We start from the raw sequence: 19,333 nt of genomic DNA, 5'->3' as shown, positions 1-19,333 counted from the left end.
CTACCAGCCCGCCGACTGGCCCGTCAGCTCCCTGACCGCCGGACGGGCTGCGTCCAGCACGGTCATGAACCACGCCGAGAACGGGTCCCGGGCGTGCCGCTCCGCCAGCTCGGCCGCCGTCACGAAGGCGGTCGCCCCGACCTCCTCCCGGTCCGGCGCGAGCGGCGACTGCACCAGGCCGACGAACAGGTGGTTGAACTCCTGCTCGACCAGGCCCGAGGCCGGGTCCGGGTGGTTGTACCGGACCGTGCCCGCCTCCGCCAGCAGTGACGGCGAGACGCCCAGCTCCTCGTACGTCCGCCGGGCCGCCGCGGCGAAGGGCGCCTCGCCGGGGTAGGGGTGGCCGCAGCAGGTGTTGGACCACACACCGGGGGAGTGGTACTTGCCGAGCGCCCGCTGCTGCAGCAGCAGCCGGCCCTGCTCGTCGAAGAGGAACACCGAGAACGCCCGGTGCAGCTGTCCCGGCGGCTGATGGGCGGCGAGCTTCTCCGCGGTGCCGATCGTCACGCCCTTCTCGTCGACCAGTTCCAGCAAAATCGCCTCTGCGGTGCCGTTCGACGAGCTGTGCGTCTCGGTGGCAGGTGTGATCGGCATACCCATCCTTCGCCTCGGTCTTCGCACCCCAAGTCTGCCGTACGAATCCGGCACTCCCGGCACTTCCCCGCCCGTCCGCATGTCCCGCGCGGTGCGGCGCCGAAGTGGGATCCGGTAGGTCATCGTGCCCGGCACCCGTCGCCGGGAACCGTCCGAGGGTGCGTCGAACAGCAGTACGCGGGATTAATGGCAGAGCCGTGCCTCGTGCTCCGCGTGGCCGCCCGGTTCCAGCTGGAAGGTGCAGTGCTCCACGTCGAAGTGGCCGCCGAGGCAGCCCTGCAGTTCGTGCAGCATCTTCTCGTTGCCGATGGCGTTCAGCACCTCCGAGCTGACCACCACGTGCGCGGACACCACGGGCATCCCCGAGGTGATCGTCCAGGCATGCAGGTCGTGCACGTCCTCCACGCCGTCCAGGGCCAGGATGTGCGCCCGCACCTCGGCCATGTCGACGTCCTTCGGGGCCGCCTCCAGCAGCACGTCCAGCGTCTCGCGCAGCAGCTTCAGCGTCCGCGGGACGATCATCAGCCCGATGGCCAGCGAGGCGATCGGGTCGGCCGCCTGCCAGCCCGTGGTCACGATCACGGTCGCCGAGATCAGCACCGCCAACGAGCCCAGCGCGTCCGCGGCGACCTCCAGGAAGGCCGCGCGTACGTTCAGGCTCTCCTTCTGCCCGCGCATCAGCAGGGTGAGCGAGACGGTGTTCGCGACCAGGCCGATGAGACCGAACACGATCATCAGGCCGCCCCGGGTGTCGGCGGGCGTGACGAACCGCTGGACCGCCTCGTACAGGACGTAACCGCCGACGCAGAGCAGCAGCAGGCAGTTGGCCAGGGCGGCGAGGATCTCGGCGCGGGCGTAGCCGAAGGTGCGGTTGGTGCTCGGCGGCCGGTTCGCGAAGTGGATGGCGAGCAGTGCCATGCCCAGACCCACCGCGTCGGTCGCCATGTGGGCCGCGTCCGCGATCAGCGCCAGCGAGTCCGCGAGGAGACCGCCGACGATCTCGACCACCATGATCGTCAGCGTGATCCCCAGCGCCACCCGCAGCCGGCCACAGTAGGCGGCCGCGGCCGTACCCGTGGGCGGCCCATGGGAGTGTGCGTGCCCGTGGTCGTGCCCTGCCCCCATGAGAAGACCGCCCTTCCGTGTTGCGCCCGGGCTCACAGTCAACTACGGGTGGGGGGTATCGGGCAACGCGGCACTGAACACCGTTGTCATGTGCCCTGACCTGCGGAAACGAACCGCTGGTCAGGACGCTGCCAACTCACTTCGCGTGGTGCAGCCGCCAGCCCTGCCAGGCCGAGGCGACCATCTCCCGCACCCCGCGCCGAGCCCGCCAGCCCAGCGCCTCGGCGGCCCGCTCGGCGGAGGCGACCGCACGCGGCGCGTCCCCGGGGCGGCGCCCCTCGACCACGGGTGGCCGCCGGTCGCCGGTGACCTCGCCGATCACCGTGATCAGCTCGCGCACGGAGACGCCCTCGCCACGGCCGATGTTCAGCGTCAGGTCGCCCATGAGGTCACCGTCCGCGAGCCGCCGGGCCGCCGCGAGATGGGCCTCGGCGAGGTCGGCGACGTGGATGTAGTCGCGGATGCAGGTGCCGTCCGGCGTCGGATAGTCGGCGCCGAAGATCCGCGGGGCCTCGTCACGGGTGAGCCGGTCGAAGACCATCGGCACGATGTTGAACACGCCCGTGTCCGCGAGTTCCGGCGCGCCCGCGCCCGCCACGTTGAAGTAGCGCAGGCATGCCGTGGAGATGCCGTGGGCCCGGCCCGCCGCCCGTACCAGCCACTCCCCGGCCAGCTTGGTCTCGCCGTAGGGGTTCACCGGCGCGCACGGGGTGCTCTCGGTGATCAGGTCGACGTCCGGGTTGCCGTACACGGCCGCCGACGAGGAGAACAGCAGCCGGCGGACGCCCGCCTTGGCGATCGCGTCCAGGAGCGTGGCCAGACCCCCCACGTTCTCGCGGTAGTAGCGGGTGGGCTGGGCCACGGACTCGGCGACCTGCTTGCGCGCCGCGAGGTGGACGACGCCCGTCACGCCGTACTCCGCGATGACCCCCCCGAGCAGGTCCCCGTCCAGCGTCGAGCCCCGGACGAGCGGGACGTCTGCCGGGAGCCGCTCGGGCACGGCGGCCGAGAGGTCGTCCAGCGCCACGACGCTCTCCCCGGCGCCCGCCATGGCCCGTGCCACGTGCGCCCCGATGTATCCGGCTCCGCCGGTGATCAGCCACGTCATGGTCGCCCACCCTATGCCGAGCCGTCCGCATGCCCCTCATGCCCCTCATGCCCGAGAGTGCCCGGGTCTGCGCCCGCGGTTTGTGCCCGTGGTTTGTGGGGCGGCGCCGGATCCCCGATGATGATCGCGGCAAAGGCCGGGGCAGCCCCCGTGGACCGGGTCGTGAACGGCCGGTGAACACGGGCTTCCGGTCATCCGATAGCCTCTGCCGACATGCCGCCCGCGTGCCGCAGGCAGGGGCGCCCCACGATGCAGAGGACCGGCGCGGATGCGCCGGCAATCAGGGAGTGAGTTCGGTTGTCGACCGCCATCGTCACCGGTCAGCCGGTCCCCGGATCGTCGCTCGAGAACGATCTGCGGTCCCTCGGCTTCGACGTGCGCGTGGCCGGCGACGCCTCCGAGGCGGAGACCCTGCTCGCGGCCGTCCCGGCCGACCGGCGCGTGGCCCTGGTGGACGCCCGCTTCGTCGGCCATCCGCACGCCTTGCGTCTCGGCCTCACCGACCCGCGCTTCCCGCTCGCCGCCGTCCCCGGCGCCGTCACCGCCCAGCCGGCCGCCCGGCAGGCGCTGACCCGGGCGCTGGCCCGCGAGACCTCGACGGGCGGCGGCACGGCACTCGCCCTCGACAGCGTCGCCGACCGCGTCGTCACCGCCCTCGGCGCCGACGGCAGCGAGGTCCACCGGCCCGAGCTGGGCAGCCTGGTCGCCGCCGTCCCGGCCGACCCGCAGGCCCGCAACGAGGCACGGCAGGCCGTCGCCTCCGTCGACGACGAGGCGGTACGCCTGAAGTCGGCCGTGAAGTCCCGCGACGGCTTCTTCACCACGTTCTGCATCAGCCCGTACTCGCGGTACATCGCCCGCTGGTGCGCCCGCCGGGGGCTGACGCCCAACCAGGTCACCACGGCCTCGCTGCTCACCGCCCTGATAGCGGCCGGCTGCGCGGCGACGGGCACCCGCGGCGGCTTCATCGCGGCCGGTGTGCTGCTGATCGCCTCGTTCGTCCTGGACTGCACCGACGGCCAGCTCGCCCGCTACGCCCTGAAGTACTCCACGCTCGGCGCCTGGCTCGACGCCACGTTCGACCGGGCCAAGGAGTACGCCTACTACGCCGGACTCGCCCTCGGCGCGGCCCGCGGCGGCGACGACGTGTGGGCCCTCGCCCTCGGCGCGATGATCCTGCAGACCTGCCGCCACGTCGTGGACTTCTCCTTCAACGAGGCCAACCACGACGCCACCGCCAACACCAGCCCCACCGCCGCCCTCTCCGGCAAGCTCGACAGCGTCGGCTGGACGGTCTGGGTGCGCCGCATGATCGTGCTGCCCATCGGCGAGCGCTGGGCGATGATCGCCGTCCTGACGGCGGCCACCACGCCCCGCATCACCTTCTCCGTGCTGCTCATCGGCTGCGCTTTCGCCGCGACCTACACCACGGCCGGCCGTGTGCTGCGCTCGGTGACCCGCAAGGCCCGGCGCACCGACCGGGCGGCCCAGGCGCTGGCGGACCTCGCCGACAACGGACCGCTCGCCGCCCTCGTGGTCCGCCTGACGCGCGTCCGCCCCGGCGCCCCGCTCCTGGTGGCGCTCGGTGGTGTGGCCGTCCTCGCCCTGAACCTGTTGATCACCGGTGACCCCGCCGTGGGTGCCGCGGTCTACGCAGCCACCTCCGGCTGGGCGCTGTGCCGCCCCCTCAAGGGCGCCCTCGACTGGCTGATCCCGCCGCTGTTCCGGGCCGCCGAGTACGGCACCGTGCTCGTCCTAGCGAGCAAAGCGGGGGTGAACGGGGCCCTCCCTGCGGCTTTCGGCCTGGTGGCCGCAGTCGCCTACCATCACTACGACACGGTGTACCGCATCCGCGGCAACGCCGGAGCGTCGCCTGCCTGGCTGGTGCGCGCCATCGGGGGGCAAGAAGGCCGGACGCTGCTCGTCACCGTCCTGGCAGCGGTCCTCACCGCCTCGCAGTTCAAGGTCGCGCTCACGGTACTCGCCGTGGCCGTCGCCCTGGTGGTGCTCGTCGAGAGCATCCGCTTCTGGGTGTCCGCTGGGGCGCCCGCCGTACACGATGAAGGAGAACCCGCATGATCGGCCTTGTGCTGGCGGCCGGCGCCGGACGGCGCCTGCGCCCCTACACCGACACCCTGCCCAAGGCTCTGGTGCCGGTAGGGCCGGCGGGCATGGAAGGCGAACCGACGGTCCTGGACCTGACGCTCGGCAACTTCGCCGAGATCGGTCTGACCGAGGTCGCGATCATCGTCGGTTACCGCAAGGAGGCCGTCTACGAGCGCAAGGCGGCCCTGGAGCGGAAGTACGGCCTCGAGCTCACCCTCATCGACAACGACAAGGCCGAGGAGTGGAACAACGCCTACTCCCTGTGGTGCGGCCGTGACGCCCTCAAGGACGGCGTGATCCTCGCCAACGGCGACACCGTCCACCCCGTCTCCGTCGAGAAGACGCTCCTCGCCGCCCGTGGCGAGGGAAGGAAGATCATCCTCGCCCTGGACACCGTGAAATCCCTCGCCGACGAGGAGATGAAGGTCGTCGTCGACCCCGACAAGGGCGTCCAGAAGATCACCAAGCTGATGGACCCGGCGGAGGCCACCGGCGAGTACATCGGCGTCACCCTGATCGAGGGCGACGCCGCCCTGGAGCTCGCCGACGCGCTGAAGACGGTCTGGGAGACCGACCCGCAGCAGTTCTACGAGCACGGATACCAGGAGCTGGTGAACCGGGGCTTCAAGATCGACGTCGCGCCGATCGGCGACGTCCCGTGGGTGGAGATCGACAACCACGACGACCTCGCCAAGGGACGGACGATCGCGTGCCACTACTGACCCGGCTGATTCCCTCGCCGGTCGTCGTGGACATCCGCCCGGGTGCCCTGGACGACCTGGCCAGTGTCCTCGCCGACGAGCGCATCGCGCAGTCGGGCCGGCTCGCCGTCGCCGTGAGCGGCGGCTCCGGCGCGAAGCTGCGCGAACGCATCGCCCCCTCGCTGCCGGGTGCCACCTGGTACGAGGTCGGCGGCGGCACCCTCGACGACGCCATCCGCCTGGCCGGCGAAATGCAGTCCAGCCGCTACGACGCGGTGGTCGGTCTCGGCGGCGGCAAGATCATCGACTGCGCCAAGTTCGCCGCGGCGCGCGTGGGCCTGCCGCTGGTCGCGGTGCCGACGAACCTCGCGCACGACGGCCTGTGCTCGCCGGTCGCCACCCTCGACAACGACGCGGGACGCGGCTCCTACGGCGTGCCCAACCCGATCGCGGTCGTCATCGACCTGGACGTGATCCGCGAGGCGCCGGCCCGCTTCGTGCGGGCGGGCATCGGCGACGCCATCTCCAACATCAACGCGATCGCGGACTGGGAGCTGTCCAACCGCGTCCACGGCGAGAAGATCGACGGTCTCGCCGCGGCCATGGCCCGCCAGGCCGGCGAAGCCGTGCTCCGGCACCCGGGCGGCATCGGCGAGAACGACTTCCTCCAGGTGCTCGCCGAGGCGCTGGTCCTCAGCGGTATCGCGATGTCGGTGTCGGGCGACTCCCGCCCGTGCTCCGGCTCCTGCCACGAGATCAATCACGCCTTCGACCTGCTCTTCCCGCAGCGGGCGGCCGCCCACGGCGAGCAGTGCGGTCTGGGCGCGGCCTTCGCGATGTACCTGCGCGGAGCGCACGAGGAGTCGGCGTACATGGCCGAGGTGCTGCGCCGGCACGGGCTGCCGGTACTGCCGGAGGAGATCGGCTTCACCATGGACGAGTTCGTCCGCGCCGTGGAGTTCGCCCCGGAGACCAGGCCCGGCCGCTACACGATCCTCGAGCACCTCGACCTCAAGACGAACCAGATCAAGGACATCTACGCCGACTATGTCAAGGCCATCGGTAGCTGAACTCCGTCCGGTCGTCCACCCCGCGGGGGTGAAGGACCGGCGCAGCGGTGAGCACTGGGCGGGACGCCTCTACATGCGCGAGGTGTCCCTGCGCGTCGACCGCTACCTGGTGAACACCAGGGTCACGCCCAACCAGCTCACGTACCTGATGACCCTCTGTGGTGTGCTCGCCGCCCCGGCCCTGCTGGTGCCGGGGATCGCGGGTGCCGTGCTCGGCGTGGTCGCCACCCAGCTGTACCTGCTGCTCGACTGCGTCGACGGCGAGATCGCCCGCTGGAGGAAGCAGTACTCGCTCGGCGGGGTCTACCTGGACCGCGTCGGCGCCTACCTCACCGACGCAGCCGTCCTGGTCGGCCTCGGCCTGCGCGCCGCCGACCTGTGGGGGAGCGGCCGTATCGACTGGCTGTGGGCCTTCCTCGGCACCCTCGCCGCCCTCGGCGCGATCCTGATCAAGGCCGAGACCGACCTCGTCGGTGTCGCCCGGCACCAGGCCGGGATGCCGCCGGTCAAGGAGGCCGCCGCCGAGCCACGCTCCTCCGGCATGGCGCTGGCGCGCCGGGCCGCCTCGGCGCTGAAGTTCCACCGGCTGATCCTCGGCATCGAGGCCTCGCTGCTGATCCTGGTCCTCGCGATCGCGGACCAGATCCACGGCGACCTGTTCTTCACCCGGCTCGGCACCGCCGTGCTCGCCGGCGTCGCCATGCTGCAGACCGTGCTGCACCTGGTGTCCATCCTGGCCTCCAGCAGGCTGAGGTGAGCGGCATGAAGGTCGGCGCGGTCATCATCACCATGGGCAACAGGCCCGAGGAGCTGCGGGCCCTCCTCGACTCCGTCGCCAAGCAGGACGGCGACCGTGTCGAGGTGGTCGTCGTCGGCAACGGCTCGCCCGTCCCGGACGTCCCCGAGGGCGTACGCACCATCGAACTGCCCGAGAACCTGGGCATCCCCGGGGGCCGCAACGTCGGCATAGAGGCCTTCGGCCCCAGCGGCCGCGATGTCGACATATTGCTCTTCCTTGACGACGACGGCCTGCTCGCCCGTCACGACACCGCCGAGCTGTGCCGTGCGGCGTTCGAGGCCGATCCGAAGCTCGGCATCATCAGCTTCCGCATCGCCGACCCCGAGACCGGTGAGACCCAGCGCCGGCACGTGCCCCGGCTGCGCGCCTCCGACCCGATGCGCTCCTCCCGGGTCACCACCTTCCTCGGCGGTGCCAACGCCGTCCGCACCCGCGTCTTCGCCGAAGCCGGCGTACTCCCGGACGCATTCTTCTACGCTCACGAGGAAACCGACCTCGCATGGCGGGCCCTCGACGCGGGCTGGATGATCGACTACCGGTCCGACATGGTGCTGTACCACCCGACGACCGCGCCCTCGCGGCACGCGGTGTACCACCGCATGGTCGCCCGCAACCGGGTCTGGCTGGCCCGCCGCAACCTTCCCGCGCCTCTGGTCCCCGTCTACCTCGGGGTCTGGCTGCTGCTCACCCTGCTGCGCCGCCCCTCGGGACCGGCCCTGAAGGCCTGGTTCGGCGGCTTCAAGGAGGGCTGGACCACCTCGTGCGGGCCCCGCCGCCCCATGCGGTGGCGTACGGTGTGGCGGCTGACCCGACTGGGCCGGCCCCCCGTCATCTGACAAGCTCGACCGTGTGGGCAGCGCACGCACCGCGCACCCGGAGACGGATCCGACGCACTCGAACGACGAACACGACGCACTCGAAGACGAAAGCTTCCACCTGTGAGTGAGACAACGCACGACGGCGGTGTCGCGGTGAGCGCGGCCCCGTCGCCCGACGAGGGACTGACGGCGGCCCAGCTCGCCGCCAAGTACGGGCTCGCCGTGAGCGGCGCCCGGCCCACCCTCGTCGAGTACGTCCGTCAGCTGTGGGGGCGGCGCCACTTCATCCTCGCCTTCTCCCAGGCGAAGCTGACCGCCCAGTACAGCCAGGCCAAGCTCGGCCAGCTGTGGCAGGTGGCGACCCCGCTGCTGAACGCGGCGGTCTACTACTTCATCTTCGGCGTCATCCTGCACGCCAGCCGCGGCATGTCCAAGGACGTGTACATCCCGTTCCTGGTCACGGGCGTGTTCGTCTTCACCTTCACGCAGAGCTCGGTGATGTCGGGCGTCCGGGCGATCTCCGGCAACCTGGGCCTGGTGCGCGCCCTGCACTTCCCGCGGGCCTCGCTGCCCATCTCCTTCTCGTTGCAGCAACTGCAGCAGCTGCTGTTCTCGATGATCGTGATGTTCATCGTGGCGATCGGCTTCGGCAGCTACCCGAGCCTGTCCTGGCTGCTGATCGTCCCGGTGCTGGTGCTGCAGTTCCTGTTCAACACCGGGCTCGCGCTGATCGTGGCCCGCATGGGCGCCAAGACACCGGACCTCGCCCAGCTGATGCCGTTCGTCCTGCGCACCTGGATGTACACCTCCGGCGTGATGTTCTCCATCAGCAAGATGATGGAAGGCCGTCCCGAGTGGGTGGTCCGCCTGCTGCAGGTCAACCCGGCCGCCGTCTACATGGACCTGATGCGCTTCGCGCTGATCGACGGATACGGCGCCTCCAACCTGCCGCCGCACGTGTGGGCCATCGCCCTGTTCTGGGCGGTGGTCGTCTTCGCCGGCGGCTTCGTGTACTTCTGGAAGGCGGAGGAGAGGTACGGCCGTGGCTGAGCTGAATCCCGAGGACGGCGCGGAGCGACGCCCGACGGTCGTCGCGGACGACCTGCACATCGTCTACCGGGTCAACGGCGCGAAGACCGGCAAGGGCAGTGCCACGGCCGCCCTCAGCCGCATCCTGAAGCGAGGCTCCGACGAGGCGGAGCGGGGTGTGCGCAAGGTGCACGCCGTGCGCGGGGTGTCCTTCGTCGCCTACCGCGGCGAGGCCATCGGCCTGATCGGCTCCAACGGCTCCGGCAAGTCCACGCTGCTGCGCGCCATCGCCGGCCTGCTGCCCGCCGAGAAGGGCAAGGTCTACACCGACGGCCAGCCCTCGCTGCTCGGTGTCAACGCGGCCCTGATGAACGACCTCACCGGTGAGCGCAACGTCATCCTCGGCGGGCTCGCCATGGGGATGTCCCGGGAGCAGATCAAGGAGCGCTACGAGGACATCGTCGACTTCTCCGGCATCAACGAGAAGGGCGATTTCATCACCCTGCCGATGCGCACCTACTCCTCCGGCATGGCGGCCCGGCTGCGGTTCTCCATCGCGGCCGCCAAGGACCACGACGTCCTCATGATCGACGAGGCGCTGGCCACCGGTGACCGCAAGTTCCAGAAGCGCTCCGAGGAGCGGATCCGGGAACTGCGCAAGGAGGCCGGCACGGTGTTTCTGGTCAGTCACAACAACAAGTCCATCCGCGACACCTGCAACCGCGTCCTGTGGCTGGAGCGCGGCGAACTGCGCATGGACGGCCCGACCGAAGAGGTCCTCAAGGAGTACGAGAAGTTCACGGGCAAGTAGCCCGGTTTCGGCCAGGGCCCCGTCGGCAACCGTCCGGCGGGGCCCTGCGTCTGGAAAGGAAACGTCAACTCCGGTCAGCCTTAGGAATCTTGACGCCAATCGGTGTGTTGTTGTGATGTGCAGGACACCCCGACGGACCACGCTGCGTTGTACAACGTAAGCTGTACCGGTGCCGGAAAGCGGCAAGTAGGGCGATAATGCGCGGCACCCCGCGCCGGGGCAGCCCCACGGACGGCCGGGCGGCGTGTCCGAAATAGTGTGTATTGGGTCGGCAGTGTAGAACGGGAGATGTGACGGCAATGGCTACGGAAACTCCCCAGCTCAACGCAGCATGTGCCGTCCCCGCCCCGGGCAGCGCGCGGTGACGGGAACCGACACGGCGCCCGATCTGGAGCGCGCCACACTGGACAAGGCCGCGAGCGAGAACTTCCCCGTGGCCCCGTTCTTCCTGCCCCGGGCCTGGCGCGACGACCTCATGGGCGTCTACGGCTTCGCCCGCCTCGTGGACGACATCGGCGACGGCGATCTGGCCCCCGGCGGAGCCGACGCGCGCGTGCTGGGCGTGTCGGCCACGGACGCCGAGGACCGCCTGGTCCTCCTCGACGCCTTCGAGGCCGACCTGCGGCGTGTTTTCGACGGCACACCCCGTCACCCCCTGCTGCGCCGGCTACAGCCCACGGTCCGCCGCCACCGGCTCACTCCCGAGCCCTTCCTCGGCCTGATCGCCGCCAACCGGCAGGACCAGCTCGTCGCACGGTACGAGACCCACGACGACCTCCTCGCCTACTGCGAACTGTCCGCCAACCCCGTCGGCCGTCTCGTCCTCGCCGTCACCGGCACCTCGACACCCGAGCGGATCCGTCTCTCCGACGCGATCTGCACGGCGCTGCAGATCGTGGAACACCTCCAGGACGTCGCCGAGGACCTCGGCCGCGACCGGATCTATCTGCCCGCCGAGGACATGAAGCGCTTCCACGTGCGGGAAACGGATCTCTCCGTGAAAACCGCGGGCGCATCGGTGCGCGCCCTGGTTGCATACGAAGCGCAACGCGCCCGCGATCTGCTGAATGAAGGCGCCCCCCTGGTGGGTAGCGTCCACGGCAGGTTGAAGCTGCTGCTCGCAGGGTTCGTGGCGGGGGGAAGGGCGGCGATCAGGGCGATCGCCGCCGCCGAATACGACGTACTTCCCGGCCCGCCCAAGCCCGGCACGGTCCAGTTGCTGCGTGAGGTGGGCGTGATCCTGCGAGGAGAGGGGTGATCCGGACCGTGGAGTCTCCGCCGCACGTGTCGGCACCGGTACTCGCCGCCTACAGCTACTGCGAGGCCATCACCGGACAGCAGGCCCGCAACTTCGCCTACGGCATCCGGCTGCTGCCGACACCCAAGCGCCGGGCCATGTCGGCGCTGTACGCCTTCTCCCGACGAGTCGACGACATCGGCGACGGCGACCTGCCGGGTGAGGTCAAGGTGGCGCGCCTCGAGGACACCCGGGCGCTGCTCGACCGAATCCGCGAGGACGCGGTCGAGGAGGACGACACCGACCCGGTGGCCGTCGCCCTCACCCACGCCTCGCGGGCCTTCCCGATCCCGCTCGGCGGTCTTGACGAGCTGATCGACGGCGTTCAGATGGACGTGCGCGGGGAGACCTACGAGACCTGGGACGACCTGAAGGTCTACTGCCGTTGCGTGGCCGGTGCCATCGGCCGCCTCTCGCTCGGCGTGTTCGGTACGGAACCGGGGGCGCGGGGCGCCGAGCGCGCGCCCGAGTACGCCGACACGCTCGGGCTCGCGCTCCAGCTCACCAACATCCTCCGGGACGTCCGCGAGGACGGCCAGGGCGGCCGTACCTATCTGCCCGCCGACGACCTGGCCAAGTTCGGCTGCTCGGCCGGGTTCGAGGGGCCCACACCACCGGAGGGCTCCGACTTCGCGGGCCTCGTGCACTTCGAAGTGCGACGGGCCCGCGCCCTTTTCGCCGAGGGCTACCGGTTGCTGCCCATGCTCGACCGGCGCAGCGGCGCCTGCGTGGCCGCCATGGCCGGCATCTACCGCCGGCTCCTCGACCGCATCGAGCGCGACCCGCAGGCCGTGCTGCGCGGCCGGGTCTCGCTGCCCGGACGCGAGAAGGCCTACGTCGCCGTACGCGGACTGTCCGGACTCGACACCCGGCACGTTTCCCGGCGCACCGTCAGGAGGCGCGCCTGATGGGCTCCCTGGAGCTGGTGCCTGCCGGGGCACCAGTCGGCTCCGACGACCCGGTGCGGCGGGCAACCCTCCGCTGCGGCGTGGCGTCCCTGACTGCGACGGCCGACCGTGCACCGTTCATCCAGCACGCTCGTCCCGCACGGAAGGACGCACGATGAGCGACGGCTCATGCCACACGGAGGCGCACGCCGACACCCCGGCACCGGAAGGGCGCAGCGCCGTCGTGGTCGGCGGCGGCCTCGCCGGGATCACCGCGGCGCTCGCGCTCGCCGACGCGGGTGTCCGGGTCACCCTGCTCGAAGGCAGGCCGAGGCTGGGCGGCCTCGCCTTCTCCTTCCAGCGCGGCGAGTTGACCGTCGACAACGGCCAGCACGTGTACCTGCGCTGCTGCACCGCCTACCGGTGGTTCCTCGACCGGATCGAGGGCGCGGCGCTGGCACCGCTGCAGGACCGTCTGGACGTGCCCGTCGTTGACGTCGCGAGGCCCGAGGGACGGCGGCTCGGCAGGCTGCGGCGCGACCCGCTGCTCGTCCCCCTCCACCTGGGGCGCAGCCTGGCCACCTATCCGCATCTCTCGCTCGCCGAGCGGGCCGCGGTCGGGCGGGCCGCGCTCGCGCTCAAGGGGCTCGACCTCGCCGATCCGGCCCTGGACACCCAGGACTTCGGCAGCTGGCTGGCCGCCCACGGCCAGTCGGCGCGTGCTGTCGAAGCCCTGTGGGACCTGGTCGGGGTCGCCACCCTCAACGCGGTCGCGGGCGACGCCTCGCTGGGGCTCGCCGCGATGGTGTTCAAGACCGGTCTGCTGTCCGACCCGGGCGCGGCCGACATCGGCTGGGCCCACGTTCCCCTGGGCGAACTGCACGACCGGCTGGCCCGCAAGGCGCTCGACTCCGCGGGCGTCCGTACCGAGGTCCGTACACGCGTCACCTCCGTCTCCTACAACGAAAACGGGAGCTGGAGCGTTCAGGTTCCCGGCGAGACGCTCCGGACCGACGCGGTCGTCCTCGCCGTACCCCAGCGCGAGGCGTACGACCTGCTGCCGTCCGGGGCCCTCGACGCCCCGGAACAGCTGCTGAGGATCGGCACCGCGCCGATCCTCAACGTGCACGTCGTCTATGACCGCAAGGTGCTCGCCAGGCCCTTCTTCGCGGCCCTCGGCACCCCCGTGCAGTGGGTCTTCGACCGGACCGACGCGTCCGGGCTCGGCGCGGGGCAGTACCTGGCGCTGTCCCAGTCGGCCGCTCGGGACGAGATCGACGCGCCGGTCGCCGCGCTGCGCGAGCGATACCTGCCCGAGCTGGAGCGACTGATTCCGGGTACGCGCGGCGCGGTGGTGAAGGACTTCTTCGTCACTCGGGAGCGGACGGCCACGTTCGCCCCCGCCCCCGGCGTCGGGCGGCTGCGGCCCGGCGCCCGCACCAAGGCCCCCGGCCTGTACCTGGCCGGAGCGTGGACCGCCACCGGGTGGCCCGCGACCATGGAGAGTGCGGTCCGCAGTGGAGTGAGCGCGGCCGACGCCGCGCTGAGCGCCCTGGGCCGGCCCCGCCCGAGCCGCCTCTTCGCGTTCGAGGAGGCGGCCTGATGCCCGATCAGCGCGCGGCCCGGCCCCGCACCCCCGGTACCGCGACAAGAGGAGAGACTGTGCCCACTGTGCCCCCGGCCTCGACGCCCGCTCGGAGGACCGCGGTGGACGTGACCGCGCTTCTGGAGCGCGGCCGGACCCTGGCCACACCGGTCCTGCGTGCGGCCGTCGACCGCCTGGCGCCTCCCATGGACACCGTCGCCGCCTACCACTTCGGCTGGATCGACGCCGCCGGCAACCCGGCCGACGGAGACGGCGGCAAGGCCGTGCGCCCGGCACTCGCCGTCCTCTCCGCCGAGGTCACAGGCGCCGCACCCGAGGTGGGCATCCCCGGGGCCGTCGCCGTCGAACTCGTCCACAACTTCTCGCTGTTGCACGACGACCTGATGGACGGCGACGAGCAGCGCCGGCACCGCGACACGGTCTGGAAGGTGCACGGCCCCGCCCAGGCCATCCTGGTCGGCGACGCCCTGTTCGCCCTCGCCAACGAGGTCCTCCTCGAACTCGGCACCGTCGAGGCCGGCCGGGCCACCCGCCGGCTGACCACCGCCACCCGCGCCCTGATCGACGGTCAGGCGCAGGACATCTCCTACGAGCACCGCGACCGCGTCAGCGTCGAGGAGTGCCTGGAGATGGAGGGCAACAAGACCGGTGCCCTGCTCGCCGCCTCCAGCTCCGTCGGCGCGGTGCTCGGCGGCGCCGACGACCGCACCGCCGACACCCTGGAGAAGTACGGCTACCACCTGGGCCTCGCCTTCCAGGCCGTCGACGACCTCCTCGGCATCTGGGGCGACCCGGAGGCCACCGGCAAGCAGACCTGGAGCGACCTGCGCCAGCGCAAGAAGTCCCTGCCGGTGGTGGCCGCGCTCGCGGCGGGCGGCTCCGCCTCCGAGCGGCTCGGCGAGATCCTCGCCGCCGACGCCAAGAGCAGCGACTTCGAGAACTTCTCCGAGGAGGAGTTCGCGGCCCGCGCCGCCCTGATCGACGAGGCCGGCGGCCGTGAGTGGACGGCCGAGGAAGCCCGCCGTCAGCACACCATCGCCGTCGAGGCCCTCGACGGGGTCGACATGCCCGACCGGGTACGGGCCGCCTTCGCGGCGCTCGCCGACTTCGTCGTCGTACGAAAGAGATGATCTTTATCGGTCGAACAGCCCTCGCGTAGTCGCCGGCCGGTGTCCTGGGACGACGGACACCGGCCGACGGCGGACCCACAGCAGCACGACTCGCACGACTGCACGAAGGGGAAGCCATGACAGCGACGACCGACGGAAGCACCGGGGCGACCCTGCCGCCCCGCGCTGCCGCGGCCAGCGACACCGACGTCACCATCCCCGCGGCGGCCGGGGTACAAGAAGCCGCCGAACACGCCGCGAGGCGCGCCACCGACTTCCTGCTCGCCCGGCAGGACGCCCAGGGCTGGTGGAAGGGCGACCTCGAGACGAACGTCACGATGGACGCCGAGGACCTGCTGCTCCGTCAGTTCCTGGGCATCCGTGACGAGGCGACGACGCAGGCCGCCGCCCTGTTCATCCGGGGCGAGCAGCGCGAGGACGGCACCTGGGCCACCTTCTACGGCGGTCCCGGCGAACTGTCCACCACCATCGAGGCGTACGTCGCCCTCCGGCTGGCCGGCGACGCGCCCGACGCCCCGCACATGGCGAAGGCCTCGGCCTGGGTCCGCGAGCGCGGCGGCATCGCGGCCTCCCGGGTCTTCACCCGGATCTGGCTCGCCCTGTTCGGCTGGTGGAAGTGGGAGCACCTGCCCGAACTCCCGCCGGAGCTGATCTACTTCCCCGCCTGGATGCCGCTCAACATCTACGACTTCGGATGCTGGGCCCGGCAGACCATCGTGCCGCTCACCATCGTCTCGGCCAAGCGCCCGGTCCGCCCGGCACCCTTCCCGCTGGACGAGCTGCACACCGACCCGGCCGACCCCAACCCGGCCAAGCCCGTCGCCCCCGTGGCGAGTTGGGACGGCGCCTTCCAGCGCCTGGACAAGGCGCTGCACCGACTGCGCAAGGTCGCCCCGCGCAGACTCCGCAAGGCCGCCTTGAACTCGGCCGCCCGCTGGATCATCGAACGGCAGGAGAACGACGGTTGCTGGGGCGGCATCCAGCCCCCGGCCGTGTACTCGATCATCGCGCTGCACCTGCTCGGCTACGACCTCCAGCACCCGGTGATCCGCGAGGGCCTCGCCTCGCTGGACCGTTTCGCCGTGTGGCGCGAGGACGGCGCCCGGATGATCGAGGCCTGCCAGTCCCCGGTCTGGGACACCTGCCTCGCCACCATCGCCCTGGTCGACGCCGGCCTGCCCGTCGACCATCCGCAACTGGTGAGGGCGGCCGACTGGATGCTCGGCGAGGAGATCGTCCGGCCCGGCGACTGGGCCGTGAAACGTCCCCTACTGCCGCCCGGTGGCTGGGCCTTCGAGTTCCACAACGACAACTATCCGGACATCGACGACACCGCCGAGGTCGCCCTCGCACTGCGCCGGGTCAAACACCACGACCCGGAGCGCGTGGACCGGGCCATCGGGCGGGCCGTCCGCTGGAACCTCGGGATGCAGTCGAAGAACGGCGCGTGGGGCGCCTTCGACGTCGACAACACCAGCCCGTTCCCGAACCGGCTGCCGTTCTGCGACTTCGGCGAGGTCATCGACCCGCCGTCCGCCGACGTCACCGCGCACGTGGTCGAGATGCTCGCCGCCGAGGGCCTCGCCCACGACCCGCGCACTCGGCGCGGCATCGACTGGCTGCTCGCCGAACAGGAGCCGGACGGCTCGTGGTTCGGCCGCTGGGGCGTCAACTACATCTACGGCACCGGCTCGGTGGTGCCCGCCCTGACCGCCGTCGGCCTGCCCGGCTCCCACCCGGCGATCCGGCGGGCGGTGGCCTGGCTGGAGGGCGTCCAGAACGACGACGGCGGCTGGGGCGAGGACCTGCGCTCCTACAAGTACGTCAAGGAGTGGAGCGGCCGCGGTGCCTCCACCGCCTCCCAGACGGCCTGGGCGCTGATGGCGCTGCTCGCGGCCGGGGAGAAGGGCTCCAAGGCCGTCGAGCGCGGCATCCGGTGGCTGGCCGAGACCCAGCGCGAGGACGGCTCCTGGGACGAGCCCTACTTCACGGGCACGGGCTTCCCCTGGGACTTCTCCATCAACTACCACCTCTACCGGCAGGTGTTCCCGCTCACCGCGCTCGGCCGGTACCTGCACGGCGACCCCTTCGACCGCCCGCCGCTCGCGACGACCAGGAAGCATCTCCCCGAGGCCAAGAAACCGCTGTCCGAGGCCAAGGCGAGCTGAATGAGCGCCCAGTCCGCCCCGGCCCCGCTGCTGATCGCCTGCGCGCTCGGCATCGAGCACCTCGCCCTGCGCACCGGCGACCGCGGCGGTGCCGGCGGGCCGGTCACCTTCGTCCGCACGGGCATGGGCTCCAAGGCGGCGGAACGCTCCATCACCGGCCACCTGGCCGGCCCGGCCCTCACCCAGGCCGCCGTACTGGCCACCGGCTTCTGTGCCGGCCTCGCGCCCGGCATGCACCCCGGCGACCTGGTCGTCGCCGAGGAGACCCGGGACCCGCGCGGGACCGTCCCGTGCGTGGGAACCGACCTGCTGGTCAAGGAACTCGTGCGCATCCTGCCCGGACGCACGGTCCACACCGGCCCGCTCACCGGCTCCGACCACGTCGTCCGCGGAATGGAGCGGTCCGACCTGCTCGCGACGGGCGCGATGGCCGTCGACATGGAATCGGCGGCCACGCTCCTGAGCGCCGTCCGCACGGGCGAGCGCCCGGTTGCGGCCGTACGGGTGGTCGTGGACGCTCCAGAACACGAACTCGTCCGGATCGGCACGGTGCGCGGTGGAATATCAGCTTTCCGCGTTCTTCGTTCCATCCTTCCTGCTTTTTTCGAATGGCACCGTTCCTTGCTGCTCCCCCGGAGGTGAGCCAGATGGCCATGCCGTTGCGTCAGTCCATCAAGGTCGCTACATACCTGGCTGAACAGAAGCTCCGCAGGCGGGACAAGTTTCCGCTCATCGTCGAGCTGGAACCGCTGTTCGCCTGCAACCTCAAGTGCGAGGGCTGCGGCAAGATCCAGCACCCGGCCGGTGTGCTCAAGCAGCGCATGCCGGTCGCCCAGGCCGTCGGCGCGGTGCTGGAGTCCGGTGCGCCGATGGTGTCCATCGCCGGCGGCGAGCCGTTGATGCATCCTCAGATCGACGAGATCGTGCGGCAGTTGGTGGCGAGGAGGAAATACGTCTTCCTGTGCACCAACGCCCTGCTGATGCGCAAGAAGATGGACAAGTTCAAGCCGTCGCCCTACTTCGCCTTCGCGGTGCACATCGACGGGCTGCGCGAGCGGCACGACGAGTCCGTTGCGAAGGAAGGTGTGTTCGACGAGGCGGTCGAGGCCATCAAGGAGGCCAAGCGGCGCGGCTTCAGGGTGACCACCAACTCGACCTTCTTCAACACCGACACCCCGCAGACCATCATCGAGGTGCTCAACTTCCTCAATGACGACCTGAAGGTCGACGAGATGATGATCTCGCCCGCCTACGCCTACGAGAAGGCGCCCGACCAGGAGCACTTCCTCGGCGTCGAGCAGACCCGCGAGCTGTTCAAGAAGGCCTTCGCGGGCGGCAACCGCAGGCGCTGGCGGCTCAACCACTCCCCGCTCTTCCTGGACTTCCTCGAGGGCAAGGTCGACTTCCCGTGCACCGCGTGGGCGATCCCGAACTACTCGCTCTTCGGCTGGCAGCGTCCCTGCTATCTGATGAGCGACGGGTACGTGCCCACGTACCGCGAACTCATCGATGAGACCGACTGGGACAAGTACGGCCGCGGCAAGGACCCGCGCTGCGCCAACTGCATGGCGCACTGCGGCTACGAGCCCACCGCCGTCCTCGCCACCATGGGCTCCCTGAAGGAGTCGCTGCGGGCCATGCGCGAGACCGTCTCCGGAAACCGGGAGTGACGCCGTGACCGCCGTTCCCTTGGGCGTTCCCGAGGTACCGGCCCGGCCGGTCGCACCGCGGCGCGTGGCGCGGCAGATCCAGGTCGGGCCGGTGGCGGTCGGCGCAGACGCGCCCGTCTCGGTGCAGTCGATGACCACGACCCGTACGTCCGACGTCGGCGCCACCCTGCAGCAGATCGCCGAGCTGACCGCGTCCGGCTGCCAGATCGTCCGCGTCGCCTGCCCCACCCAGGACGACGCCGACGCCCTCGCGACCATCGCCCGCAAGTCACGGATCCCGGTCATCGCGGACATCCACTTCCAGCCCAAGTACGTCTTTGCGGCCATCGAGGCCGGCTGCGCCGCGGTCCGGGTGAACCCCGGCAACATCAAGCAGTTCGACGACAAGGTCAAGGAGATCGCCAAGGCCGCGAA

The 19,333-nt window shown here is 71.0% G+C and carries 19 protein-coding genes; 16 read left to right on the top strand and 3 right to left on the bottom strand.

The genetic code is table 11. From position 1 onward, the window contains the following. The 3 genes from idi to galE form a co-directional block, all read right to left on the bottom strand. Positions 1–594 carry an isopentenyl-diphosphate Delta-isomerase gene (idi, locus tag ACFZDC_RS08805; protein ID WP_391321618.1) on the bottom strand — a complete coding sequence of 198 codons (594 nt, stop codon included), beginning with the start codon at positions 592–594 and terminating at the stop codon, positions 1–3. A 183-nt stretch (positions 595–777) separates the two neighbouring features. Next, a complete protein-coding gene (locus ACFZDC_RS08800) occupies positions 778–1,719 on the bottom strand; it encodes a cation diffusion facilitator family transporter (protein ID WP_391321616.1) in 942 nt (313 codons plus the stop codon). Between the two features lie 136 nt (positions 1,720–1,855). Next, positions 1,856–2,827: a UDP-glucose 4-epimerase GalE gene (gene galE / locus ACFZDC_RS08795; RefSeq protein WP_391321614.1), complete on the bottom strand. Its 972-nt coding sequence runs from the start codon at positions 2,825–2,827 to the stop codon at positions 1,856–1,858. Between the two features lie 297 nt (positions 2,828–3,124). On the opposite strand from galE, the gene ACFZDC_RS08790 reads away from it, so the two are divergent. The 16 genes from ACFZDC_RS08790 to ACFZDC_RS08715 all read left to right on the top strand — a co-directional run. Beyond that, positions 3,125–4,906 (top strand): DUF5941 domain-containing protein, encoded by a 1,782-nt coding sequence (locus ACFZDC_RS08790; protein ID WP_391321612.1) that lies wholly within the window; start codon positions 3,125–3,127, stop codon positions 4,904–4,906. Further along, complete coding sequence (locus ACFZDC_RS08785; protein WP_391321609.1) at positions 4,903–5,655, top strand: sugar phosphate nucleotidyltransferase; 753 nt, start codon at positions 4,903–4,905, stop codon at positions 5,653–5,655. Before ACFZDC_RS08790 ends, ACFZDC_RS08785 begins: the two co-directional genes overlap by 4 nt. Continuing rightward, on the top strand, positions 5,643–6,704 hold the full coding sequence (locus ACFZDC_RS08780) for an iron-containing alcohol dehydrogenase (RefSeq protein WP_391321607.1): 1,062 nt from the start codon (positions 5,643–5,645) through the stop codon (positions 6,702–6,704). The genes ACFZDC_RS08785 and ACFZDC_RS08780 overlap by 13 nt, the downstream gene beginning before the upstream one ends. Next, a complete protein-coding gene (locus ACFZDC_RS08775; RefSeq protein ID WP_391321606.1) occupies positions 6,682–7,461 on the top strand; it encodes a CDP-alcohol phosphatidyltransferase family protein in 780 nt (259 codons plus the stop codon). Before ACFZDC_RS08780 ends, ACFZDC_RS08775 begins: the two co-directional genes overlap by 23 nt. A 5-nt stretch (positions 7,462–7,466) precedes the next feature. After that, a complete protein-coding gene (locus ACFZDC_RS08770; RefSeq protein WP_391321604.1) occupies positions 7,467–8,339 on the top strand; it encodes a glycosyltransferase in 873 nt (290 codons plus the stop codon). 102 nt (positions 8,340–8,441) lie between these two features. Next, positions 8,442–9,371: an ABC transporter permease gene (locus tag ACFZDC_RS08765; RefSeq protein ID WP_391321602.1), complete on the top strand. Its 930-nt coding sequence runs from the start codon at positions 8,442–8,444 to the stop codon at positions 9,369–9,371. Beyond that, positions 9,364–10,161 carry an ATP-binding cassette domain-containing protein gene (locus ACFZDC_RS08760; RefSeq protein ID WP_391321600.1) on the top strand — a complete coding sequence of 266 codons (798 nt, stop codon included), beginning with the start codon at positions 9,364–9,366 and terminating at the stop codon, positions 10,159–10,161. Before ACFZDC_RS08765 ends, ACFZDC_RS08760 begins: the two co-directional genes overlap by 8 nt. 361 nt (positions 10,162–10,522) lie before the next feature. Further along, complete coding sequence (gene hpnC / locus ACFZDC_RS08755; protein ID WP_391321598.1) at positions 10,523–11,419, top strand: squalene synthase HpnC; 897 nt, start codon at positions 10,523–10,525, stop codon at positions 11,417–11,419. Then, positions 11,416–12,366, top strand: a complete 951-nt coding sequence (gene hpnD, locus ACFZDC_RS08750; protein ID WP_391321596.1) for a presqualene diphosphate synthase HpnD — start codon at positions 11,416–11,418, stop codon at positions 12,364–12,366. The genes hpnC and hpnD overlap by 4 nt, the downstream gene beginning before the upstream one ends. Continuing rightward, positions 12,366–12,524 carry a DUF6380 family protein gene (locus tag ACFZDC_RS08745; protein WP_391321594.1) on the top strand — a complete coding sequence of 53 codons (159 nt, stop codon included), beginning with the start codon at positions 12,366–12,368 and terminating at the stop codon, positions 12,522–12,524. Before hpnD ends, ACFZDC_RS08745 begins: the two co-directional genes overlap by 1 nt. Continuing rightward, the gene (hpnE, locus tag ACFZDC_RS08740) at positions 12,521–13,948 is read left to right on the top strand and encodes a hydroxysqualene dehydroxylase HpnE (protein ID WP_391321591.1); all 1,428 of its coding nucleotides are present in this window, start codon (positions 12,521–12,523) and stop codon (positions 13,946–13,948) included. Before ACFZDC_RS08745 ends, hpnE begins: the two co-directional genes overlap by 4 nt. Positions 13,949–14,016: 68 nt before the next feature. After that, positions 14,017–15,081: a polyprenyl synthetase family protein gene (locus ACFZDC_RS08735; protein WP_391322177.1), complete on the top strand. Its 1,065-nt coding sequence runs from the start codon at positions 14,017–14,019 to the stop codon at positions 15,079–15,081. Between the two features lie 116 nt (positions 15,082–15,197). Further along, positions 15,198–17,249, top strand: coding sequence for a squalene--hopene cyclase (shc, locus tag ACFZDC_RS08730; protein WP_391321589.1), 2,052 nt, complete (start codon positions 15,198–15,200; stop codon positions 17,247–17,249). Continuing rightward, positions 17,250–17,891, top strand: a complete 642-nt coding sequence (locus ACFZDC_RS08725; protein ID WP_391321587.1) for a 1-hydroxy-2-methyl-2-butenyl 4-diphosphate reductase — start codon at positions 17,250–17,252, stop codon at positions 17,889–17,891. A 5-nt stretch (positions 17,892–17,896) separates the two neighbouring features. Further along, entirely contained in the window at positions 17,897–18,919 is a 1,023-nt protein-coding gene (gene hpnH, locus ACFZDC_RS08720; protein ID WP_391321585.1) for an adenosyl-hopene transferase HpnH, read from the top strand. A gap of 4 nt (positions 18,920–18,923) precedes the next feature. Further along, the coding region (locus tag ACFZDC_RS08715) for a flavodoxin-dependent (E)-4-hydroxy-3-methylbut-2-enyl-diphosphate synthase (protein WP_391321583.1) at positions 18,924–19,333 on the top strand (410 nt) is incomplete at its 3' end.

The organism is Streptomyces sp. NPDC007905, assembly GCF_042959345.1.
GTDB lineage: Bacteria > Actinomycetota > Actinomycetes > Streptomycetales > Streptomycetaceae > Streptomyces.
This window is presented reverse-complemented; position numbering and strand designations above follow the sequence as displayed.